Origin of the sequence: Devosia polycyclovorans (assembly GCF_042181575.1) — a bacterium.
Taxonomy (GTDB): Bacteria; Pseudomonadota; Alphaproteobacteria; order Rhizobiales; family Devosiaceae; genus Devosia; species Devosia polycyclovorans.
The window spans coordinates 59229-82139 of record NZ_CP170084.1 but is presented as its reverse complement, the minus strand read 5'-3'; the positions used below and the strand labels follow the sequence as shown (position 1 = coordinate 82139).

22 protein-coding genes, 2 pseudogenes and 2 other annotated features are annotated in these 22911 nt (G+C 58.5%); of the genes and pseudogenes, 19 read left to right on the top strand and 5 right to left on the bottom strand.

Features of this window, described 5'->3' with window-relative positions; genetic code table 11:
* Positions 1-363: 363 nt before the first annotated feature.
* A complete protein-coding gene (locus ACE4RL_RS18695; RefSeq protein ID WP_375600402.1) occupies positions 364-681 on the top strand; it encodes a transcriptional repressor TraM in 318 nt (105 codons plus the stop codon).
* Here ACE4RL_RS18695 and ACE4RL_RS18690 read toward each other — a convergent pair.
* Positions 623-1348 (bottom strand): autoinducer binding domain-containing protein, encoded by a 726-nt coding sequence (locus ACE4RL_RS18690; protein ID WP_375600343.1) that lies wholly within the window; start codon positions 1346-1348, stop codon positions 623-625. The genes ACE4RL_RS18695 and ACE4RL_RS18690 overlap by 59 nt on opposite strands.
* A 147-nt stretch (positions 1349-1495) precedes the next feature.
* On the opposite strand from ACE4RL_RS18690, the gene ACE4RL_RS18685 reads away from it, so the two are divergent.
* The 11 genes from ACE4RL_RS18685 to trbI all read left to right on the top strand — a co-directional run bounded on the left by ACE4RL_RS18685 (position 1496) and on the right by trbI (position 11642).
* Positions 1496-2107 (top strand): acyl-homoserine-lactone synthase, encoded by a 612-nt coding sequence (locus ACE4RL_RS18685; protein ID WP_375600342.1) that lies wholly within the window; start codon positions 1496-1498, stop codon positions 2105-2107.
* Positions 2108-2123: 16 nt separating this feature from the next.
* A complete protein-coding gene (gene trbB / locus ACE4RL_RS18680; RefSeq protein WP_375600341.1) occupies positions 2124-3104 on the top strand; it encodes a P-type conjugative transfer ATPase TrbB in 981 nt (326 codons plus the stop codon).
* Positions 3094-3450, top strand: coding sequence for a TrbC/VirB2 family protein (locus ACE4RL_RS18675; protein ID WP_375600340.1), 357 nt, complete (start codon positions 3094-3096; stop codon positions 3448-3450). Before trbB ends, ACE4RL_RS18675 begins: the two co-directional genes overlap by 11 nt.
* On the top strand, positions 3443-3742 hold the full coding sequence (locus ACE4RL_RS18670; RefSeq protein ID WP_375600339.1) for a conjugal transfer protein TrbD: 300 nt from the start codon (positions 3443-3445) through the stop codon (positions 3740-3742). The genes ACE4RL_RS18675 and ACE4RL_RS18670 overlap by 8 nt, the downstream gene beginning before the upstream one ends.
* 2 nt (positions 3743-3744) lie before the next feature.
* On the top strand, positions 3745-6183 hold the full coding sequence (locus ACE4RL_RS18665; RefSeq protein ID WP_375600338.1) for a conjugal transfer protein TrbE: 2439 nt from the start codon (positions 3745-3747) through the stop codon (positions 6181-6183).
* Complete coding sequence (gene trbJ, locus ACE4RL_RS18660; RefSeq protein WP_375600337.1) at positions 6170-6952, top strand: P-type conjugative transfer protein TrbJ; 783 nt, start codon at positions 6170-6172, stop codon at positions 6950-6952. Before ACE4RL_RS18665 ends, trbJ begins: the two co-directional genes overlap by 14 nt.
* Before the next feature lie 277 nt (positions 6953-7229).
* Positions 7230-8321: a P-type conjugative transfer protein TrbL gene (gene trbL / locus ACE4RL_RS18655; protein ID WP_375600336.1), complete on the top strand. Its 1092-nt coding sequence runs from the start codon at positions 7230-7232 to the stop codon at positions 8319-8321.
* 29 nt (positions 8322-8350) lie between these two features.
* Positions 8351-9019 (top strand): conjugal transfer protein TrbF, encoded by a 669-nt coding sequence (trbF, locus tag ACE4RL_RS18650; RefSeq protein ID WP_375600401.1) that lies wholly within the window; start codon positions 8351-8353, stop codon positions 9017-9019.
* Positions 9020-9035: 16 nt separating this feature from the next.
* A complete protein-coding gene (trbG, locus tag ACE4RL_RS18645; RefSeq protein ID WP_375600335.1) occupies positions 9036-9860 on the top strand; it encodes a P-type conjugative transfer protein TrbG in 825 nt (274 codons plus the stop codon).
* Between the two features lie 5 nt (positions 9861-9865).
* A complete protein-coding gene (locus ACE4RL_RS18640; protein ID WP_375600334.1) occupies positions 9866-10345 on the top strand; it encodes a conjugal transfer protein TrbH in 480 nt (159 codons plus the stop codon).
* On the top strand, positions 10332-11642 hold the full coding sequence (gene trbI, locus ACE4RL_RS18635) for an IncP-type conjugal transfer protein TrbI (RefSeq protein ID WP_375600333.1): 1311 nt from the start codon (positions 10332-10334) through the stop codon (positions 11640-11642). The genes ACE4RL_RS18640 and trbI overlap by 14 nt, the downstream gene beginning before the upstream one ends.
* 105 nt (positions 11643-11747) lie before the next feature.
* Here the strand turns inward: trbI and ACE4RL_RS18630 are convergent.
* The 3 genes and pseudogenes from ACE4RL_RS18630 to ACE4RL_RS18620 form a co-directional block, all read right to left on the bottom strand.
* Positions 11748-11934, bottom strand: a pseudogene (locus ACE4RL_RS18630) (IS3 family transposase); the annotation flags it as partial.
* Positions 11793-11908, bottom strand: a sequence feature (AL1L pseudoknot). Its footprint overlaps the pseudogene before it by 116 nt.
* A 50-nt stretch (positions 11935-11984) precedes the next feature.
* The gene (locus ACE4RL_RS18625) at positions 11985-12278 is read right to left on the bottom strand and encodes a heavy metal-associated domain-containing protein (RefSeq protein ID WP_116587605.1); all 294 of its coding nucleotides are present in this window, start codon (positions 12276-12278) and stop codon (positions 11985-11987) included.
* A complete protein-coding gene (locus tag ACE4RL_RS18620; protein ID WP_165836741.1) occupies positions 12275-13897 on the bottom strand; it encodes a L,D-transpeptidase family protein in 1623 nt (540 codons plus the stop codon). The genes ACE4RL_RS18625 and ACE4RL_RS18620 overlap by 4 nt, the downstream gene beginning before the upstream one ends.
* Positions 13898-14158: 261 nt before the next feature.
* On the opposite strand from ACE4RL_RS18620, the pseudogene ACE4RL_RS18615 reads away from it, so the two are divergent.
* From ACE4RL_RS18615 to ACE4RL_RS18600, 4 genes and pseudogenes are all read left to right on the top strand, one after another.
* Positions 14159-15366: pseudogene (locus ACE4RL_RS18615) on the top strand (IS3 family transposase).
* Positions 14420-14535: a sequence feature (AL1L pseudoknot), on the top strand. It overlaps the preceding pseudogene by 116 nt.
* Positions 15367-15550: 184 nt before the next feature.
* Complete coding sequence (locus ACE4RL_RS18610) at positions 15551-16390, top strand: exo-alpha-sialidase (protein WP_116587603.1); 840 nt, start codon at positions 15551-15553, stop codon at positions 16388-16390.
* A 14-nt stretch (positions 16391-16404) separates the two neighbouring features.
* Complete coding sequence (locus ACE4RL_RS18605) at positions 16405-16794, top strand: c-type cytochrome (protein ID WP_375600400.1); 390 nt, start codon at positions 16405-16407, stop codon at positions 16792-16794.
* A 514-nt stretch (positions 16795-17308) separates the two neighbouring features.
* The gene (locus ACE4RL_RS18600; RefSeq protein WP_116587601.1) at positions 17309-17938 is read left to right on the top strand and encodes a cytochrome c; all 630 of its coding nucleotides are present in this window, start codon (positions 17309-17311) and stop codon (positions 17936-17938) included.
* A 1390-nt stretch (positions 17939-19328) separates the two neighbouring features.
* Here ACE4RL_RS18600 and ACE4RL_RS18595 read toward each other — a convergent pair.
* A protein-coding gene (locus ACE4RL_RS18595; protein ID WP_269372447.1) for an IS3 family transposase occupies positions 19329-20692 on the bottom strand; the annotation gives its coding sequence in 2 pieces (ribosomal slippage) (positions 19329-20342 and positions 20345-20692; 1362 coding nt in all).
* Positions 20693-20752: 60 nt separating this feature from the next.
* On the opposite strand from ACE4RL_RS18595, the gene ACE4RL_RS18590 reads away from it, so the two are divergent.
* The 3 genes from ACE4RL_RS18590 to ACE4RL_RS18580 are packed head-to-tail and all read left to right on the top strand — an operon-like array spanning position 20753 to position 22890.
* Complete coding sequence (locus ACE4RL_RS18590; protein WP_375600332.1) at positions 20753-22099, top strand: multicopper oxidase family protein; 1347 nt, start codon at positions 20753-20755, stop codon at positions 22097-22099.
* Positions 22100-22107: 8 nt separating this feature from the next.
* Complete coding sequence (locus tag ACE4RL_RS18585; protein ID WP_375600331.1) at positions 22108-22584, top strand: plastocyanin/azurin family copper-binding protein; 477 nt, start codon at positions 22108-22110, stop codon at positions 22582-22584.
* Between the two features lie 21 nt (positions 22585-22605).
* Positions 22606-22890 (top strand): copper-binding protein, encoded by a 285-nt coding sequence (locus ACE4RL_RS18580; protein WP_375600330.1) that lies wholly within the window; start codon positions 22606-22608, stop codon positions 22888-22890.
* Positions 22891-22911: the final 21 nt, after the last annotated feature.

Here is a 22911-nt window from a genome sequence, read left to right as displayed (position 1 = left end):
ACCAAACATCTGTTTTCTCGGACGTTTTGAGCCCAGTCTAGCCAATTGGACGTAAATCGCACCTTCGGAATACCCAAGGTCTCACGTCGTCTTCCCACAGTGGTTTGGTTGCGATCTCGATGATACAACGATTCTGGGCCACGAAGCGCGCGGGGCCTGGGGCGTAGTAACCCCACACAAGTCGACTGGATGCTCGTACGCATCCGACTCCCAGACCTATGGTCGGGGAGCCTGCGGCGTATGCAACAGGCTCTTCGAGCTAAAGGCCGTAGGGACCGTACTTGTGCGGTTTACTAACTCCCCGATCACCAGGAATGGAGATTGGTGGGGGCGCACCACCAGACCGAGACGCAAGACCAGGTCATGATAACAGTCCAGCCAATGCCGGCAGACAGGACGGCACTCGAAGCCGAAGCCCTCGAGACCAAAGAGCGATACCAGCAGCTGCTTAAGGCCGCTGAACGGGCGCAACAGGCCGTCGCCAAGGCTGAAGCGAACAATTGCCTGGGCAAACTGCGGAGTGCGCGATCGAACCTTCGTCAAGCGCAAGCGCTTCTCAGCGCCGAGCATAGTGCGCTTCAGGCGCTCTTTCGGCAGCTCGGATATATCCCAAAGGGCTCGACTATACCGAGATCCAACCGCGATCGAGGGCGATCAACGCCGCCTGCAGCGTCGTCTTGACCCCCAGCTTTTCTCGGGCAGCCTGAAGTTGCTGCTCGACAGCGCGTGATGACACGCCACGAATGATCGCAATGTCTGCGCTCGTCTTGCCCTGGCCAAGCCAAGTCAGGCATTCGAGCTGCTTGATGGTCAGCGGGCAATCTGCCGATCGCAATAGGTCCATGTCCCGGCGGCTCAACAAGCTGTCGAGATAGGCGGCCAAAGAAATCCAACTGAACTGATCAGATGCATTGTCCGCTGAGGGCGATTGCTCATCTGAGGCCGAAAAGGTGAGTGCGGCCTTCATGCCGAAGCCGCGGTCGATCGGAATCGAAACGCCCCAGCGAATACCAAGAGAAGCGGCATCACGCATAAACCTGGCCGTCTTTCGGGTTTGTCCCTTACTGCTGCGGTCACGGCCCCATACGAAGGGTTGAGTTGAACCACGGGCATATTGCACCACCGGATCGATGTCGAACAAGCGCTCAGAAAGATAGTGCTCCTGCCAATCGACGGCGTAGTTGGAAAGGCCTTTCATATTGGCCTCCTGCAGCGACAGGTAGGTGAACCACTCAAAGCCGTGGCGATGGGCAAATCGGGTCAATGCAGCTTCGATCTCCTGCTGATTGGTTGCGACCGCGATAGTTTCTTTAAGTTCGTGCACCATCTGCCGACGCAGCTTCACCATGCAGAAGTTCTCCCCGGTTGTTGTGATAAGCGAATGTGCCGGCCGCCATTAACCCGGCAACATGAGTGAGGCCGCTTCGGTATCCCGAAGTTCGCAAAGCGCCAACAGTTCTCTACTGGTCACCCGATCATTAGTTCGGGGGAGCAGATGCAACTCATCTCAGTTCGGCAGGGCGATCACCAGGATATTGTCAGACAAATATTTGCGCTACGCGCGCGAGTATTTGCCGACCGTTTGGGCTGGAACGTGACAGTGCGCAATGGTGAGGAACACGATCAGTTCGACGATCTCGATCCCATATATCTCTGCATCCTAGACGGCGGACAGGTTTTGGGCTGTGCCCGCTTTCTACCCTGCAGTGGACCAACCATGGTCCGGGACGTGTTTTCGGCGTTGGTCAACCATCCAGAAATTGTCACCGGAGACCGAATGGTCGAGAGCAGCCGATTCTGCGTCGACAAAGATGCGATGCGGGCAGGGGTTCACACGGGTGAGCAGGATGCAGCAACGCTGCTGATGACCGGAATGATCCAATGGGCCTTTGAAGAAGGCTACGGAGAAATAGTCACGGTGACCGACATTCGCGTCGAGCGACTATTGCGCCGCGTTGGCATTTCCTTCGTGCGCCTGGGCCCACCATCCAGGGTAGGCAACACCATCGCCGTGGCCGGACGCGTGTCGACGGACCAGGTGGTCACCAGCGGCCCGGTTGCCGACCGCACCATCCTGCGCCTGTCTCAAATCGCATCAGCGGCCTGATCCGGAGACAGTTATTATGGAGCAGGAATCCAGACGCCGGCTGGTTGCCGGACTGCGTGACGCATTGGGACCGAAAATCTGCGCGGCACTCGAAGAGCCCAGCGTCGTTGAAATCATGGTCAATCCTGACGGCCGAATGTTCATCGAGCGGATAGGGCAGGGGACTGGTTTCGAAGGTGAGCTGGCGCCGGGCGCGGCCGAACTTGTCATCGGCAAGGTGGCGCATGCGCTGCGTACTGAGGTGCATGAGGCAACGCCCATCCTATCCGGCGAGTTGCCGCTGGGTGGCCATCGCTTCGAGGGTCTGCTGCCGCCCGCGGCGCCTCGACCCATGTTCACGATTCGAAAGCGCGCGTCACAGCTCATTCCGCTCGAAACTTACGTCACCACCGGCGTAATGACGGCGGCGCAGGCCAGGGTCATCAAAGACGGCATTAAGCGCCGCCTCAACATCGTCATCTCCGGCGGGACCGGCACGGGCAAAACCACGCTCACCAATGCCATCATCGGTGCCTTGGTCGACATCGCGCCCGAGCATCGTCTGGTCATCCTTGAAGACACAGCAGAAATCCAGTGTGCCGCTGATAATCACGTGCTTCTGCACACGACCGACACGGTCGACATGACGCGCCTGGTTAAGTCTACCATGCGGCTGCGACCTGATCGCATCATCGTCGGCGAGGTGCGCGATGGCGCTGCCCTCGCCCTTCTCAAGGCCTGGAATACCGGGCATCCCGGCGGCATCGCCACCATCCACGCCAATTCCGCGCGCGGCGCCCTAACACGTCTCGAACAATTGGTCGCCGAAGTCAGCACGCAACCGATGCCTGAGGTAATCGGGGAAGCCGTGGACCTCATCGTATCGATTGAGCGCATCCCGAGCGGGCGCCGGGTGCGGGACCTCCTCAAGGTGGATGGGTTCAAAGACGGCGCCTATCGCCTGAGTTCTGTTGGCGAGCCCGCCTATACATCCAAGGGAAATCTCCATGTCGCGTAACCTTTTGACCATTCGGTGCTTGGTGATCATGTCTGCGCTGCTGGCGACGCCGGCCCTGGCCAGCAGCGGCGGCGGTCTGCCGTGGGAAGGCCCGCTCGAACAAATCCAGGAGTCCATCACTGGACCAGTAGCCGGCGCCATCGCACTGGCAGCTGTCGCCATTGCCGGTGGCATGCTGATCTTCGGTGGCGAACTCAACGATTTTGCGCGGCGCCTCATGTACATCGTTCTGGTCGCCGGCATTCTACTAGGCGCCACCCAGATCGTTGGCCTATTCGGCTCGGCTGGCGCTTCGATCGGCGTCCCAACGGGGCAGGGGTCTATTGTGGAGATGCTCCATGACTGATCCTGAGGGCCAGCTCGAAACCGCACGCATTCACCGCGCTCTGTCTCGCCCGACACTGCTCTTTGGCGCTGATCGCGAACTGGTGCTGCTCACGGGTCTGGCGGCAATCATCCTGATTTTTGTCGTGCTGACGCCGGTTTCGGCGATGCTCGGCCTTGGGATTTGGATCGTGCTTGTGGGTCTCTTGCGCATGATGGCCAAAGCCGATCCACTGATGCGGCGCGTCTACCTTCGGCACATCCGCTATGCCCCAGTCTATCGTCCAACCTCTACTCCGTGGCGGCGGTACTGAGCATGGTCGCATTGGCTCGTTTCCGCCATTCTGGCGCGTCGTTTTCCGATCTGCTGCCCTATGCCGGGATAGTCGATAACGGCATTGTCCTTCTTAAGGACGGATCGCTCATGGTCGGCTGGTACTTTGCCGGGCCTGACAGTGAGAGTTCGACCGCGTTCGAGCGCAATGAAGTGTCGCGTCAGATCAATGGCGTTTTGGCACGCCTCGGCACCGGCTGGATGATCCAGGTTGAAGCGGTTCGGGTCCCGGCCACCGCCTATCCTCAAGCCGACCGATCGCACTATCCAGACCCTGTCAGCGCCTTGATTGACGAGGAGCGGCGGCGTCATTTCGAGGCGGCCGACGGTCACTTTGAAAGCCAGCACGCCATCATCCTGACCTATCGGGAGCCTGAGAAGCGCAAGTCCGGCCTCCTCAAATACGTCTATGCCGACGACGCCTCGCGCTCCACCAGCTTTGCCGACCGCGTGCTTGAGCAGTTCAAAACCCAGATTCGGGAATTTGAACAGTATATGGCCAACATCGTCTCGATCCGGCGCATGGTCACACATGAGACCAGGGACACAAGCGGTGTCGCGATTGCCCGTTATGACGATCTTTTCCAATTCGTCCGCTTTTGCCTCGTGGGTCAAAATCACCCGGTGCGCCTCCCGGCCATTCCCATGTATCTCGATTTTCTGGCCACGGCCGAGTTCCATCATGGTCTCTCGCCCATGATCGATGGCCGCTACCTGCAGGTGGTGGCCATCGATGGTTTTCCAGCCGAAAGCTGGCCCGGCATTCTTAATGCGCTCGATGCACTGCCGCTGACCTATCGTTGGTCGAGCCGCTTCATGTTTCTCGACCCCATTGAGGCAAGGCAACGGCTTGAGCGCACGCGCAAGAAATGGCTGCAAAAGGTTCGACCCTTCGCCGACCAGCTGTTCAAGACCAATAGCGGCGCGCTCGATCAGGACGCTATGACCATGGTTGCGGAAAGCGAAGACGCCATCGCGGCCGCCAATTCTCAAATGGTCGCGTATGGCTACTATACGCCGGTCATTGTCCTATTTGGCTCAGACGAAAAACGGTTGCAGGAACAGGCTGAAGGGATTCGTCGGCTCATTCAGGCCGAAGGCTTTGGCGCCCGCATCGAAAGTCTCAATGCTACGGAAGCATTTCTCGGGAGCTTGCCGGGCAATTGGTACGCCAATATCCGCGAACCGTTGATCCATACCCGCAACCTGGCTGATCTGGTGCCGCTCAATTCGGTCTGGTCGGGTGAGCCGGTTAATCCATGTCCGTTCTATCCGGAACAGTCCCCACCGCTGATGCAGGTGGCATCCGGCTCAACGCCATTCCGGCTCAACCTGCATGTCGGGGATCTCGGGCACACTTTGATCTTTGGGCCCACCGGCTCGGGTAAATCGACGCTGCTGGCCCTGATCGCGGCACAGTTCCGGCGCTATGAGGGCGCGCAGCTCTTCGCCTTTGACAAGGGCAGGTCCATCTATCCGCTGACCCTGGCTGTCGGCGGTGAGCATTATGATGTCGGGGCAGGGGAGGGGCTCACCTTCTGTCCCCTCGCCGCGCTCGATACCGACAGCGACCGGGCATGGGCCAGTGGATGGATCGAAACTCTGCTTGAGATGCAAGGCGAGACGGTCACACCGGACCTGCGCAACGCCATTGCGCATCAGATCGGCCTGATGGCGCAGTCTCCGCGCCGTTCACTGTCGGACTTCGTCTCCGGCGTACAGCTGCGGACCATCAAGGATGCGCTGCGGCACTACACCGTCGATGGTCCGATGGGCCACCTGCTGGACGCTGAACAGGACAATCTGCAGCTTTCAGATTTTCAGACCTTTGAGGTCGAGGCCTTGATGAATATGGGCGATCGCAATCTCGTGCCGGTCCTGCTCTATCTCTTCCGGCGCATCGAAAAGCGGCTCGATGGGGCACCAAGCCTGATCATTCTTGATGAAGCCTGGCTGATGCTGGGCCACCCCGCCTTCCGCGAGAAAATCCGCGAGTGGCTCAAGGTCTTGCGCAAGGCCAATTGCGCGGTCGTTCTTGCAACCCAGTCGATTTCTGACGCCGATCGGTCAGGGATCATGAATGTCCTCAAGGAAAGCTGCCCGACCAAGATCTGCCTGCCCAATGGCGCTGCCCGGGAAACTGGAACCCGCGAATTCTACGAACGCGTCGGGTTCAACAGCCGGCAGATCGAGATCATCGCGACCGCAGTTCCAAAGCGCGACTATTACGTGACGTCGCCGGATGGCCGGCGCCTCTTCGATATGGCGCTTGGACCGGTCACCCTCTCTTTCGTCGGCGCCTCGGGCAAGGATGACATCCGCCAAATCGAAGACCTGCATGCCCGTTTCGGCGCGGACTGGCCACGCCATTGGCTTCAACTGAGAGGGATCGAAAATGATCACACCCATGTCGCTGTTTAGCCGACTGTCCGCTTATGCCATGGCGTTGCTTTGCACAGCCAATCCAGCTCTCGGCGCCGCTGCTGTGGGTCCGGCAACGGAATGGACGCAGCTTTTGAACAACATGCAGCTGCTTGAGCAGTCGGGGCAGGGGGCGCAGCAACTCGCCAATCAGAGCACGCAGCTGCTCAACGAGGCCGAGATGATCATGAACCAGCTCGATCAGTATCGCGCCATGCTTCAAAACCTCGAAAAGCTCCCCAATGAAATCTGGGGCGATGCCGTAGGCGATTTGCAGCGCCTCCAGCAGATCGTCGCGCAGGGCGAGGGCATCGCCTTTTCCATGGGCGGTCTCGATGACATCCTCAAACAGCGCTTCCCGAGCTTTGCCGAATTTGCCCAAAGCATTGAGGATGGAGAAACCTTCTCCGACCTTTACGCGAACTGGTCAGATACCAATCGGGACACGATCAGCGGGACCTTGGCCCAGGCCGGGCTGCAATACGACCAATTTCAGACTGAACAAGCGACAATGCGCCAGTTGCAGACGCAGTCCGAAACAGCTGTCGGGCAGATGCAGGCCTTACAGGTTGGCCACTCAATTGCCAGCGAGCAAGTTGGTCAGTTGCAGAAACTGCGCGGGCTCGTCGCTCAGCAATCCACCATGATGGGCACCTGGTACCAATCCGAGCAGGCGGCAAAGGATCTGGCGCAGCAAAAGCGCGAGGATTTTTTCTCGAGCACCGCCCCAGCGACATCTGGTGGCCAAGCAATGGAGCCACGGTGGTGATGGGGTCCCGGAGCAAAACCATTGCGATGATTGTGACGGCCACGGTTGCGGTGCTGTCGTTCAGCGCCGTTCTATACGTGACACTTGCCGGCGGCAGCGTCCCGCTTCGTTCTAATTCAGCGGATGGTTCCGAAAGCGAGGATGCGTCGGACCAGCACGACCTGCAGTTCCCCACCTCGGGTGGCCAAGACATGCGGCCTCGGTGGTAGTCATGACACGGAGTATCGCACACCGACCTACACTTGGCGCCCCTGCGATCCGTGCTCGGATCGGCGCTATGTTCTTGTCCTTCGCAATTATGAGCGCACAGGCCTTCGGGCAGGATGGAAGCACGCTAACCGAGCTTGAAAATCAGGTGAGGTCCGCAACTTTAGGTTGGGAGGAAACTGTTCTAAATGCCGCTACGTCCCTGTTCTGGATTTTGGCAGGCATCGAATTCGGCATTGCCGCAGTTTGGCTGGCGATAGCGTCGCCTTCCCTGGAAACCTGGTTTGCGGAACTGGTACGCCGCATTCTCTTCATCGGCTTCTTCTTATTTGTGCTGCAGCAAGGTCCAAACTTTGCAAAAGCAGTCGTTGACAGCTTGTTCCAGCTGGGAGCGCAAGGTGGGACTGCCTCACCGGCAGACGTCTTCAATGCGGGAATACGCGTTGCCCATCAGCTTGCCGAACAGATCCGCTTCGGACTTTTCGAGGACAATGCCACTTCAATCGCAGCGGTTATTGCCGTGTCGATCGTGGTTGTCTGCTTTTCGCTGGTTAGCGCAATATTTGTCTCCGTCCTTGTCGAAATGTACGTTGGTCTGCTTGCTGGCATGATCTTGCTGGGGTTAGGCGGTACCAGCTTCACCAAGGACTTTGCCATTAAGTACCTCGTCTATGCCTTTGGTGTCGGCATGAAGCTGATGGCGCTCGTTATGATCGCCCGCATCGGCTCAGAAATCCTCATAGGCATGGCCAATGATGTCAACACGGGTCAGGAGTGGCTTTCATCGCTCGTGATCGCGGGGCTGTCCGTCGTTGTCTTCATGATCTCCCTGCACGTCCCCGGCATCATTCAGGGCGTTGTCCAAGGCGTCTCGACCAGCAATGGTATGGAAGCGATCCGAGGCTCGTCACAGGTCGCAACCTTTGCCGGCGCCGCGACCAGTGGGATCGGCGCCGGTGCCGCTGCGGCAAATGCAGCGCGCGCATCGGGGTCGGGAGCGATGGGGGCAGCCATGGCCGGGATGAAGGCCGGCCTTTCGACCAGTGCACGCAACACCGCAACGGACGCTCTCAATAAGTCGGTCGGACTTCACGGCGTCAGAGGTGCCCGCACCCCGTCGATGGGGCTCGATAATCCCAAGATCAATAATTCATCCAAATAGACCGCTCGGTCTGATCAGCATCAGAGGAGATCGCCGTGACGACGCTCAGGCATCCCGACAACCCCTATCTTGCTGCGCGCTACGAATGGAATGAGCGCTATGGCAGCGCCACGCGTGCGGCCACTGCATGGAGAAGCATCGGCGTTCTTGCCATGGGAATGGCGGTCATAGGTTTCGCTTACGGCCTTTATCAGTCCAGCCAGATCAAGCTCGTGCCCTATCTGGTCGAAGTCGATCAACTCGGAAATGCTGTATCCGGCGGTTTTCCGGCGGAACTGCAATATGCCGACGTACGCGTGATCCGCGCAACCTTGAGCGGCTGGATCGCAAATTTCAGGTCCATCACACCAGACACCGTCGTTCAGAAGGGTTACATCGACCGTACCTATGCGCTGCTCCGCCGGCAGGACCCGGCGACCGAAAAAGTCAATGACTGGTTCCGGAATAATTCCCCGTTCGACCGGGCACGCACTGCGACGGTCTCGGTGGAAGTGAGCAATATCGTCGCCCTCTCCGATCAGAGCTATCAGATCGATTGGTCAGAAATCGAACGGGACCGCGGGGGCAAAGAACTGCAAACCCGCCGTTGGCGAGGCATCGCGACGGTTACCCTGTCACCACCCCAGGACGAGGCGATTATCCGCCTCAACCCTATCGGCCTTTATCTCCAGGATTTCGACTGGACGGCCCAACTCTAGCACCTTGGAGAATGTGATGTTGAAACGAAGGACGCCGCGCCTAAGCGCGTGCGCGATCGCAGTGCTGTTCGGCTCAGTCATGCCTGGGTTCGCGCAGAGCGCAGAGTTCAATGCCAACAAGGGGGTGGATCTATCGAACCAGTGGCAGAATGACGGCGCGGTAATGACTCGTGGGCCCGATGGCCAGGTCATCTATCTCTATGGCGAAACGCAACCCACGGTGGTCTGCTCACCGTTGCAGCTTTGCGAAATCCAGCTCCAGGCTGGCGAGGCCGCGCACGATGTGCTGGTCGGTGACACCGTGCGGTGGCAGGTCGAGCCAGCCTCCTCCGGGTCATCGGAAGGGCAAAGGATCAGCATTATTGTCAAGCCGGCAGAAGTAGGTCTCAAAACCTCGATGGTCGTGACCACGTCACGCCGGACCTATCACATCAATCTGCAATCGCACGCCACCGAATATATGGCGCGCGTCGCCTTCAGCTACCCGGACGAAATCCGTCAGCAGCTGGAAGTAGTCAACCAGCGGATCGCCGCCAGCGTCATTCCAGGTGCAGGTGTGCCGGCCGAACAGTTGAGCTTTGACTTTTCCATGGCGGGCGATGCCCGTTGGAAGCCGACCCGCATCTACACCGATGGCATGAAAACCTACATCCAGTTCCCCGCATACCTAGGCAGCGGCGATGCCCCGGTCCTTTACGTCGTGTCCGGTGGCGAGAACCAGATCGTCAATTACCGGCTTAAGGACGACATGATGATCGTTGACTACCTGGTTGACCGGGCCGTGCTGATTTCCGGTGTTGGGAGCAGCCAACAAAAAATTTCCATCAGCAGGGGCGGGTGAGCGTCATGGCTATTTCAAAAAGCGTGCCGCGTTGCATTGCGGTGCTGGCAATGACCGCCATCCTTGTCGGTTGCGCCACCACGGGCGGCTACTTTTCTCCCATGGCCAGCCTCGACGCAGCCGAACTCGATACTGCTGCCGCGAACGGCGTTGCCGCAGATCTGGTGACCCAGCTGGAGCAACATGTCGGAGCTGGAACCGGCACGATCGCGCTAATGTCCGATCAATCGACCTTCGCACTCGCCCTCGAGCAACATCTGCGGGAACGCGGCTATGCCGTGGATCCGGAGGCACAGGGGGCTGATGCCATTCCGCTAGCCTTCACTCTCGACACCGGTGACGGGCTGGTCTTGGCACGCCTCTCCACTTCGACCGTTGAGCTGACCCGTTTCTATGCCGTTTCGGATGGTGGCGTGGCGCCGTCAAGCCCGGTCTCCGTGCTTCACCGGGAGAATGAATCGGGGGCGTCCAGTGAGTTCGTTTGACCTCTCCGCCGGGAAAGACCCTGGGGCACCGCGCATTCGGCGCCTCAACCGGCTCCCTGTGTTTGTATTTATTGGGCTCGCTGTCGTCTTCTTTTCAGTCATCGTATGGGGGCTTTCGCAGCGCGGCTTGTTCCGAGTCAACCAGCAGCCAGAGCAAGCGCAAGGGCAGCCAGCCAGCGATTTCGCCGACGAAATCAAACGCGGAATCTCTGATGGCATCATCGGAGAGCCACGACCCGAGCCTTTGGTCATTCTCCCTCCCGAGGTTAGTGAAGCCGGCGAGGACATGCCGGCGGCAAACCCGTTTCAGCCTACAGGTCGGCCTCCAGCACAGGCTTCGTCACTCGAACCAGAGGCGGATTGGCGCGAACGCTTGTTGCGCGAGCAGGAAGAAGCTCTGGTGCGCGAACAGAACCGCCAGCAATTGGCTGCAGTGCAAGCCCAGGCCAATGCGCGGAACAGCCCAATGGGGGTGGACATATCGGAGCTGGCGGTAGGGCAGGGGCCTTCGGAAAATTTGTCTGCCAGCCCATCACCCATCCTGGGATCAGGTGGGATGGCAGAGCTCTACGCCTCAGCGATGCGTGCCGCGACGTCAGCTCCGACCGATGATCCGAACAATCAATCCGGCAAGGACGCATTTCTCAATCAGGATATTGAGGATCTCGGTTATCTCCCGAAACAGGTCGTGCAGCAAATGTCTCCTTATGAGCTCAAGCGCGGCTCAGTAATCCCTGCAACACTCGTCACAGGGATAAACTCGGACCTGCCTGGACGGATCACGGCTCAGGTGCGCCAAAACGTGTACGACAGTGCTTCTGGTCACCATCTACTCATTCCACAGGGGACTAAAGTCTTTGGACGATACGACTCTGAGGTGTCATTCGGACAGGAACGGGTTCTTGTAATCTGGACCGATTTGATCTTCCCCAATGGTTCGACACTGCAGATTGGTGGCATGGCCGGTATTGACACGCAGGGCTTTGGCGGGTTTCGGGATCAGGTGGATAACCATTTCCTGCGCATTTTTGGCTCTGCTATCCTCGTGGCGGCGATAGGCACGGGGCTGGATGTGCTGTCTCCTCAAGCGGATAGGCCGGCTGTTCAAGCACAATTAGGGTCGCGAAACCTGCAAAATGCTGCCGGGCAGAACTTTGCAGAAACCTTCGATCAAGTCGCCGGCAAGACGCTTGATCGGAACTTGGAGGTCCAGCCAACACTGGAAATTCGGCCCGGATACAGGTTCAATATCTTGGTCGACCAAGATTTGAATCTCTCAGCGCCATATAGCAGTTAACTGCCGGCCAGCTACGCGCCCCATTCCTGCCATTCGGACCGTTAGTCAGTTCGCTTGAGAGCAGTCGGTCCGCATGAGGGAAGCGCACTGGGCACGGACCTACGACCGCGAGGGATCACGCTGCTGGGCAACATGCTCATGACGGGTGGAGGGGGCGACTGGCAGGACCCTGCAGATCGGCTCGACCCATAATGCCCACGATGTTTGTCGATCAAGGCGATCCTCGCTTCAGTCGGCGGCCGAGCTCCGCCTGGGCGAAGTATGCGGAGGCTTTGCGGAGGATCTCGTTAGCCATCCATGCCAGACCAAGGCGGCGCCTGTCGTTAAGCCTGATGAGGTGATCTAGACCATGCCGCCCCCGGAGCGCCGAGAATAGTCTCGGCATGGACAGTCCGACTGAAGAGCGGCGTCAAGTTGCCCTTCCCTGTTGACGTCATAGCCAAGTGAGCGAACCTCGGCGACAGTGGTCTCAAAGTCAAAACCTTCGCAAGGGCGTATTGTCATAGTCATCGATGACAGGCAGACACCAACATACGCTACGCCTGGCATTGACATGACGGCGTTCTCAATGGCTGCGACACAACCGTCACAGCCCATCCCCTTGACAGCGAAAGTCAGCTTCTCCGCACGGGTCATGTCTCGAAGGTCACTTTGCCGGCCATGTCGAATTCATAGATATCATCACGGAAGCTGACCACGCCATTGCGGTTGGCCCACGCCGAAATATAGGTCGTATGGATTTCCGGAGGACTGCTCACGTCCACATCCTTACGTTCTCCGGTCGCGAACACGGTTTGAATATCTGATGGTCCCCAGTCGCCGTTGTCGCGAAGCACCCAAGCAACGAAATCCTGCACCTGATCCACACGCACGCAGCCCGAGGAATAGAATCTGGCGTTTTCGCCGAACAAGCCTTTGGTCGGTGTGTCGTGGAGGTAGACTGCGTGGGGGTTGTGGAAGTTGATCTTCACGTTCCCCATCGAATTCAGCGGTCCCGGATCCTGTCGGAAGCTGTAGTTCACCGCCTCCTCGGTCTGCCAATTGATCTGGCTGGGCTGCAGTTCGTTTCCGCTGCCATCGAAGATCCGAATCTTCTGCTCTGTCAGATAATTTGGATTCTCATTCATGTACTTTATCAGGTCGCGCCGGATGATCGACACCGGCACGTTCCAATACGGGTTGAAGTTGATCTGATGGATGCGACTCTTGAGAATGGGGGTTTGCCGATCAATTCGACCGACCACGGCAGTGTGTCGCCGCTGGACCATACCACCTTCCACCACTTCGATGAACGCTGCGGGAATATTGACCACGACGTAGCGGTCGGCAAGTTCCGACACCATATTCTGCACGCGGAGCAAGTTCAGCCGAAGCTGGTGCAAACGTGTCTCTGCCGGGACGTTGAGTGCATACCAGGTTGCCTCGTCCACTTGTCCGCTGACGTGCAGTCCGTGGCGGGCCTGAAACCGGCGCAATGCGGCATCGGTGGGCGCATCCATGACGTCGTCAACCCGCTCGACCATGGCCATATCTGCGGATGAAAGCAGGCGGCGCTTGAGTTGGATAACACCATCGCGTGCTACGCCAATGGTGACGCCATATGTCTCCTGCGGCACCTGCTCCCAGCCGCCGCTCGCGACGAACGGCTCGTACTGGGCGATCGCCATCTGAAGGTTGTTGGCCGTGTCATAACTCAGGATCGGCTCAACAGTGTCGATGGCCTGAATGGCGGCAGCGCTGTTTGCCTCCCGTTCTGCATCGCTGAGCGAACGGTTCTGGTTCATCATATCCCAAAGAGACTGGGCCCTTGCCGACTTTATCGTCGGGAGGGTGGCGGCAGCAATGCCCATGGGCAGTAGCCCGAGGAAATTTCGTCTTTTCATCGTTCTCATCCTGTATTGGCGTTCGTGCGACTGAGCGCCGAAATACGGCTGCGTCGGTCGAGTTGCGATCGCGGCGCAGATGAAACGCGGAGGACGGAAATGCTTGGACCTTCCAGAGTTGACCGGCGGAGCTTCGTCGGCCGCTGGGCCGAAAATCGAGATCCCGTTATTGATATCAAGGACCACCCCTACCGGCGCCACGATTGCATACGCAACAGGGTAACAGCGCTTGGCGTGGTGCGTGTGTTGCAACGCCTCGTCCTCAGTGTCGTCCTGGTGGACCTCTCCGAGACATGCTGCTTCTGAATGACCGATAGCTGTCGCCTGCTGCACCGTGAGCGCCATGGCCAATGTGCCGATTAGCATCAGCATGGGAATGATCCTGCGACTTAATGTTGGTGTCATCACTCACTTAACCGTAGCGGCAAACCCTGCGCACATTAGACTAGGGCCGAATTCGGCGACAATGCGGTGACGAGGGTTTGAAGACATCCCCGAAGTTCGCAAGCGGCAAGCACGACGACATCGGCGATGACAGGATCACGATCTTTCCTGCGATAGGCACCTCGAACCATGGAAGTGAACCGCACCGGGACTGTCGGAGGCTCTAACTCCCAAGTAGGATAGAGCCTGATGAGCAAGACAACGAACAAGTTTTCCCCCGAGGTGCGAACCCGGGCGGTGCGGATGGTGCTGGTCGCGCTGGGCGGCCGTGGTTTCGGTTTCCCAGAAGATCGGCTGTTCGGCCCACACCCTGAATGACTGGGTGAAGAAGGCCGAGGTCGATGGTGGCCGGCGTGCTGGAGTGCCCAGCGATGTGGCCGAGAAGCTCAAGGCTCTGGAGCGGGAGAACCGGGAGTTGCGGCAGGCCAACGAGATCCTCCGCAAAGCCTCCGCGTACTTCGCCCAGGCGGAGCTCGGCCGCCGACTGAAGCGAGGATCGCCTTGATCGACAAACATCGTGGGCATTATGGGTCGAGCCGATCTACAGGGTCCTGCCAGTCGCCCCCTCCACCCGTCATGAGCATGTTGCCCAGCAGCGTGATCCCTCGCGGCTGTCGGCTCGCGCCCAACGCGATGAAGCCCTCAAGCCTGAGGTCATGCGGGTCTTTGCCGAGAACTTCTCGGTCTATGGGGCCCGCAAGGTTTGGCGGCAGATGCAGCGGGAAGGGTTCGATGTTGCGCGATGTACAGTGCAAAGGCTGATGCGGGACCTCGGCCTGCAGGGTGTCATTCGCGACAAACCGGTCCGCACCACGATCAGCGACAAGGCGGCTCCTTGTCCGCTCGATCAGGTGAACCGCCAGTTCCATGCCCCGGCACCTGATCGGCTCTGGCTCTCTGACTTCACCTATGTCGCCACATGGGTCGGCTTCGTTTACGTGGCCTTCGTCATCGATGCCTATGCCCGCCGCATCGTCGGATGGCGTGCGTCGCGGATCGCCCATGCCAGTTTCTTCCTAGACGCCCTGGAGCAGACCCTGCATGACCGGCGGCCATTGCATGGAGGCGGCCTGATCCACCACAGCGATAGAGGCAGCCAATACGTGTCCATCAAGTACACTGAGCGGCTGGCCGAGGCCGGCATTGAGCCCTCAGTGGGCAGCGTTGGGGACTCTTATGACAATGCCTTGGCCGAGACCATCAACGGCCTCTACAAGGCAGAGGTCATCCATCGACGCGGCCCATGGCGCAGCTATGAAGCGGTAGAGTTTGCCACCCTCGAATGGGTCGACTGGTTCAACAACCGGCGGCTGCTCGAGCCAATCGGAAACATCCCGCCCGCCGAAGCCGAGGCAAATTACTACGCCGCACTGGATCAACCGGCTATGGCCGCATAGCTTAGACCAAATGGCCTCCGGCAAAGCCGGCGCGGTTCAAATTGCCTTTGTCACGATTTTGAGAACGCGTTGCTCCTACTCAATGAGTGCGGACTTGCCTTGTAACACACTCGTTATCGTCACGCCCTAAACCTTCTGTGGTTGTTGAGCTAACTGAACGGGCAAGATTAAGCGAGGCTCGTAGATGAAGAACTGGATCTCCCCTTTAATTCTCATAGCAGCTGCCCCCTTTTGGGCGAGCCATGCTCATGCTGAAACGGTCGACGTCTCCGAACTGTCCCACATCCATGGTGTGGCGTTTCTGCCAGAACCTTGGTCGGGCATCGCTTTGGCAACCCACAACGGCGTGTACCTGGTGAACAAGGATGGCCAAGCGAAGCTCGCATCTGCACCTGACGACTTCATGGGTTTCTCGATTGCTCCAGACGGAAGGCTCTTTGCCAGCGGACATCCTGCGTCCGGCGGGAACATCGGCGTCATCAGTTCAACCGATGGGGGGGCTACCTGGTCCCACATCTCGGACGGAGCGGATGGACCAGTTGATTTTCACGCCATGTCGGTAAGCCAGGTGAACCCATCTCTGATCTACGGCCTTTATGGCGGCGTACAAATGAGCATGGACGGTGGTGCGAGCTGGGTAGAGCGCGGTCCGGCGCCTGAGCAGACTATAGACATCACCGCGGGTTCTTCAGAGGGGCAACTGTTCGCTGGAACGACGGACGGCCTTATGCAGAGCTCGGACCATGGCGTTACGTGGTCACGCATCGGGCCAGCTGGTGTGCCTGTCACTGCCGTCTACATGGACACAGAGGGTTCTCTGTACGCCTACTACGTCGGCGCCGGCCTTCTGAGGCGCGGCATTGACGGCAAATGGGAAGAGATTTCGGTTCCAGTGGGGGAAGATGTCGTCCTGCATCTCGCCGCGGGGAATAGCGATGGCGATGATCTGGTCGCCGTTACGCAGAAAGGCAATGTGCTCGCCAGTATGAACGGTGGCGAAAGTTGGGCTCCGTTTGGGCAGTGAGCCGCGCAGGACTTCTGCTGGCATTCGTTTTGCCGCTGATACTCGCCGCCTGCAGCGGATCGGAAGATGCCGGCAGAGGTCTCTACACAAAGTTTTGTGCGAGCTGCCACGGTACGAACTTGGAGGGCCAGCCCGATTGGATGCAGCGATTGCCCAGCGGCCGGTTGCCCGCTCCTCCGCACAATGCCGATGGACACACCTGGCATCACTCCGATGAGCAACTCCTGATCATGATACGGGATGGTTTGGAAGCCATTGCTCCCGGATACGAGACTGACATGCCTACGTTCGCTGACGTTCTGTCAGATGAAGAGATCATGGATATTTTAGAGTACATCAAGAGCACCTGGCCCAAGCGCGAGCGCGATTACCAGCAGGCCCGCAGTTTGCCATCCAAGGACTAGTGCAGCATAATCGCGCCCATGGCGGTGCTCCAATATGCTGGGTTCAGTGTTGCCCCGCAGATGGTCCTCGTGGGATATTAATAGAATCACTTCTACCGACCAGACTCCTGGTGGATGAGTGTCCGCCAATTCGGGAACCGCGCGTGAGAACGTACAGAACCATAGCCACTGTCCTGGCCGTTCTTGTGGTCTTGCTATCGGGTTTCGTTGGAGCGCACGCCGGAGACTGGCAGTTCGATGGAGGTCGGCACCAGGTGGAGGAACGCTCCTCAGTCTCGGAGCCCGGGCATCATGAAAACGTTTCGCATCATCAAGGCGACACAGCACTTCATTGCGGCGTTCTAATTCTTGGCCCAGCCGAGCACCCAGTGGATTTCAACATGCCTGCAATCCACCAATACGGTGCCTACACCGCCACGAACATCTGGCTCGACATCAAGTCCAACGACTTAAGACCGCCGAGCTGCTGAGCCACATCGCAAGATCGCTCTGACAACTCAGCACTGGATTACTGATGAATCGACATATTTCTTACCTGGGGTCCTTGGCCTGCGGGATACTCCTTATTGGAGCCATATCTGCCCTGGGCCACAACGGTGCGACTGGCATTGTTGGCGAACGCATGATGGGAATGATGATGTTGAGCGAACAGGTCAAAGCCCTGGCGCCGATCGCATCCTCACCTGGCCAAGGCGACGAAGAGACCGTTATCGCAGCGGCGGAGATGATCGCCATGCACGCCGGACCCGCCATGACTGACCTTTTTCCACCAGATAGCATTGAACCTCCGTCCGAAGCGAAGCCTGCAATATGGGCGCGGTGGGAGGAGTTCAGCCAGCTTGCCGATCAACTCGGGGTGCTGGGGGAGGAACTTGGGCAGGCAGGAGAACGCATGCTCGAACCAGCAAACGGAATGTCAGAAGCAGAGGAAACGGTAACGAGTGGGCCTGCCACTGAATGGGCGGCGATGGATTTCGAGTGGCTCATGGGATTGGCCCCCCAGCGAGCAGCGAACCTGACCTCTGACAGAGAAGCGGCTCAGTCCACGCAGTCTGAAGAGGCGATCGCCATCCGCACGGTAGGCGAAATCTACTCGGACATTGCCGCGACATGTGCGTCGTGCCATTCACAGTTCAGGCGGTAGCCATGTTCAGGCTCAGAACTGCCCTCGTCGCTCTTATAATCCTCGTTTCGCTCTCACTGCTCGCACTTCAAATGTCGCCCCTCCCAGCGCCGACTCCTTTGACGCAGGGGAACGGAGACCCGAAGCGTGGTGCCTATCTGGCGCGGCTTTCTGGCTGCGTCACATGTCACACCCGTGCTGGAGGAGAGCCGCTGTCGGGTGGCGACGCGCTCAACTCTAGATTTGGATCATTCTACGCGCCTAACATCACATCTGATCCCAACGTTGGGATCGGGTCCTGGACCTTTCAACAGTTCGCGCGAGCGGTCCGACAGGGTGTTTCCCCGGAAGGGGAGGCGTACTACCCCGCTTTCCCCTACGAGTTCTATGCCTCGCTGACGGACCGCGATCTAGCAGATCTCTGGGCGGCAATCCAAGACACGCCGCCCTCAGACAGGTTGTCCAAGAGCCACGAAGTACCATTCCCCTTCAATCTGAGATCCGGAATAAAGCTCTGGCGTACACTTTTCGAAAAGCCCTCCGCATATGTTCCTGATTCCAACAAGTCCGCCTCCTGGAACAGGGGACGATACCTTGTGTGGGGGCCGGCTCACTGTGCGGCCTGCCATGTTCCTCGCAACATGGCCGGAGGCCTCCCCAAAGATGAAGAACTGGGCGGCGACCCCGCCATGCTCGATGGACAAAGTTCCCCACCAATAACTCCTCAAGCTCTGGCCTCCAGAGGCTACGACAAAGACACTTTGGTGCAGGCCCTGCGTTCGGGTGTCACGCCAGATGGGGACGTCTTTGGTGGAAGCATGTCAGAAGTTATCCAAGGTAGTACGCGTTACCTTCTGAATCAGCACTTGGAGGATATGGCGACGTATCTGCTCGACCTTGAGTAGGAGCTCAGAACGAATGGCAAGAGTGGCTATCCGCAATCTCCTCGGTGGTCGTTTACGCTTGTCGCCATACTCGTCCCCTTGTTTGTTTGCCCCAAGTGGGGGCCGCGCCCGGACATTGCGAATCGTTTCACCGATTGGCCGTTCACCAAAACCATTAGTCAACGCCAATGTTGTGGCGGTTTACCCGCGTGCGACAATTGGGTGCTGGCAGGATGCGCGGGCTAGGGTATATTCCTGTCCATGATGGGAGCATTGGTTCGAAAAGCTCTGACTGTTGTGGTCGCCGTGATGCTCATGGCGACGAGCTTCGCCATGGCCCATGACGGCGCTGCAAGCATCGTTGCCGACGATCGTTGCGTTACAGCGGACGTGCCGCACGGACATCAACACTTCGAAGTCTATCAAGATGAAGCGAGTTGCGTAGGTTGGCCGTGTCCGTCGTCAGAACATTTGGCACAACTCGCGGCGTAAATTAGCGGAGTGCGGGCCTCGTCCTGGGGATGATATTAAGCGGCGATCTTGCGGTGCAGCAAGCGCCGATGTTCGATGGTCTTCCGTTTGATCCTTTCGCGCTGTTTGATGATGGCATCGGCCCTGCCGAAGTAGGCGTCGGCGGGCGTCACGTTGTTCAGGCTCTCGTGGTAACGTCGGTGGTTATAATGCTCGACGAACGCTTCGATCTGGGCCTCAAGGTCACCGGGCAGGAAGTAATTTTCGAGCAGGATGCGATTCTTGAGGGTCTGATGCCAGCGCTCGATCTTGCCCTGAGTCTGGGGATGCATCGGAGCGCCGCGCACATGGCTCATTTTCCGGGCCTCGATATATTCCGCCAGTTCACCCGCGATGTAGCTCGGGCCATTATCCGACAGCAGCCGAGGCTTGTGCAGCACCGTTGCGCTGTCGCAACCCGAGGCCTCGAGCGCGAGGTCCAGCGTGTCGGTGACATCCTCGGCCCGCATGTTGGTGCACAGCTTCCAGGCGATGATGTAGCGCGAGAAGTCGTCGAGCACGGTCGACAGATACATCCAGCCCCACCCGATGATCTTGAAGTAGGTGAAGTCGGTCTGCCACATCTCGTTCACCCGGGTGGTCTTGGTGTGGAACTGATCGGCGGCCTTGATCACGATATAGGCCGGGCTGGTGATCAGATCATGGGCCTTCAACAGACGGTAAACCGTGGCTTCCGACACGAAGTAGCGCTTCTCGTCGGTGAAGCGCACCGCCAGTTCGCGCGGTGACAGTTCGCTGTAATCCAGCGCCATCTCGACGATCTGGTCCTGGATATCATCGCCGATGCGGTTCCACACACGGCTCGGCGCCGATGGTCGATCTTCCAGCGCCTCCGGCCCGCCTTCGAGGAAGCGATCATACCAGCGATAGAACGTCCGGCGGGCAATGCCCAACTGGTCCAGCGTGTGCCTGGCCGGCAGGTGCGACTGCTCGACGATCCGGATGATCTCGAGCTTCTCGGATGCCGGATACCTCATTCGTCGTCGCCCCCATCCGCGATCATGCTTTTTTTGAGCAGGCGGTTTTCCAAGGTCAGGTCGGCAACGCATTCCTTCAGGGCGCGGGCCTCGCGGCGCAGGTCATGCACTTCGCCGGTGGTCGCAGCGCGGGCGGTGTCTCCGGCGAGGCGCCGCTTGCCGGCCTCCATGAACTCCTTCGACCAGGTGTAATACAGGCTCTGGGCGATCCCTTCCTTGCGGCACAGCTCGGCAATGCTGTCCTCGCCGCGCAAGCCTTCCAGCACGATCCGGATCTTGTCTTCGGCCGAGAAGTGCCGACGCGTCGCACGCCGGATATCCTTCACCACCCGCTCCGCGGGAGCCTTGGAGGGCGATTTTTTCAAGGAGGATTTGGGCTTCATCTTCGTTCCTTCGTCACTACGACGAAGCCCAAATCCTCCTTAAATCACAACCTCAAATCTGTGCCATTGGTGCTGACGGCGGACACCGGGAGGGCGCAAGCGGCCTCCATCCCCGAGGCGGAGACGATGACGGAAGCAGTGATGCAGCCGCCTGTAATCCCAACGAGTGGACCCGATTACAACCCGGTTGTGACACTCAATGGCTGGACGCTCCGACCGCGGATTAAGCAAAACTGGAAGGAATACCACCTGGTCGCAGAACCGGTCGTTCGCGAAATCGCGCCGGGCATGGTGGCCCATCTCTGGGGCTACAACGGTCAATCGCCAGGGCCAACGATCGAAGCAGTCGAGGGCGATTATGTCCGCATTTTCGTCACCAACAAACTGCCCGAGCATACCACCATCCACTGGCATGGCCAGTTGCTGCCGAGCGGAATGGATGGGGTGGGAGGGCTCACCCAACCGCATATCCCACCCGGCAAAACCTTCGTCTACGAGTTCCAACTGAGGAAAAGCGGAACATTCATGTACCACCCTCATGCCGACGAAATGGTCCAGATGGCCATGGGCATGATGGGTTTCTTCGTCGTCCATCCCAAGGATCCGGCATTCCGCCGGGTGGACCGCGACTTCGTGTTCTTGCTCAATGCTTATGACATCGAGCCAGGGGCCTACCTGCCGAAGGTCAACACCATGACAGACTTCAACCTTTGGACATGGAACAGCCGAGCCTTCCCCGGGATCGACCCACTCGTGGTGGCCAAAGGCGACAAGGTACGGGTCAGATTTGGCAATCTCACAATGACCAATCATCCGATCCATATGCACGGATACGACTTCAAGGTCTCCTGCACCGATGGAGGCTGGGTGCCCGAAGAGGCCGCATGGCCTGAAGTCACGATCGACTGCGCTGTTGGCCAAATGCGCGCCTTCGATTTCGTGGCGGACGAACCCGGCGACTGGGCCATCCATTGCCATAAGTCCCACCATACCATGAACGCCATGGGTCATGACGTCCGTACCTGGATCGGAGCCGATCGTGATGATCTCACCCAGAAAATTCAAGCGCTCGTTCCTGACTACATGTCCATGGGAGCCTCTGGCATGGCCGAGATGGGAGAGATGGAGATGATGATACCCGACAACACCTTGCCGATGATGACAGGCTGGGCCCAGTTCGGTGCGGTCGAGATGGGGGGCATGTTCTCGGTCGTAAAAGTTCGCGAGGGCCTCGCGACTCATGACTACTCAGATCCGGGTTGGTTCGAGCACCCGGCCGGGACCGTCTCCTACGAATGGACAGGCGAGTCCCAGGCGATCGAACGGGCGGCCTCACCGCAGTTTGATGCTTCGACAACGACAGAAGTCCAGGTGGTCAAGCCTGGCACCGACCACTCCAACCACTAATCACAGAGATGCGAATGAGAAGATATCTGACAGTTGCAGTGATGGCGTTGATGGCCATTACCAATCCAGCAATGGCGGACCAAGGACACCCACATGACGAAGCGCTGGTGTATGGCGAACCCGGTGATCCATCTAAACCCGCTCGGATCATCCTCGTCGCGATGAGAGAGACCGGGAGCGGCATGGCCTTTGTGCCAAATCAGATCAAGATTAGAGCTGGGGAGCAGGTCAAATTTGTCATCCGCAACAATGGCGAACTCGACCATGAGCTGGTCTTCGCCGATCTGGCATCCAATCTCAAGCACGGCATGGAAATGGCCAAAAATCCGGACATGGAGCATGACGATCCAAACGCCGCGCGTATTGAGCCCAAGAAGGTTGGTGAAATTACCTGGAAGTTCACCAATGCAGGTAAATTCGACTTTTCCTGCCTACTTCCAGGCCACCGCGAAGCCGGAATGTTCGGCACCATAATCGTTCAGTAGTTCTCACAAAGGAAAACGCAAATGCGCAAACTCTTCATCGCTGCCTTGTTCGCTCTTCTTCCGGCCTCAGTCCTGGCCGCCACCGTTCCAGTCCAGGGCGAGATAAAGAAGATAAATGAAGCTCCAGGCAAAATTACACTGAAGCACGGCGCCATCACGAATCTGGGCATGGACGCCATGACCATGGTGTTCACGATGGCCGACCCGACCCTCCTCAAGTCCTTCGCCATCGGCGATCAGGTTGTGTTCGAGGCAGACCGGGTCAACGGCAAGATCACTGTGGTCAAGATTGAAGCCGCCCAGTGATGATGGAGGGAGGTCGCTCGC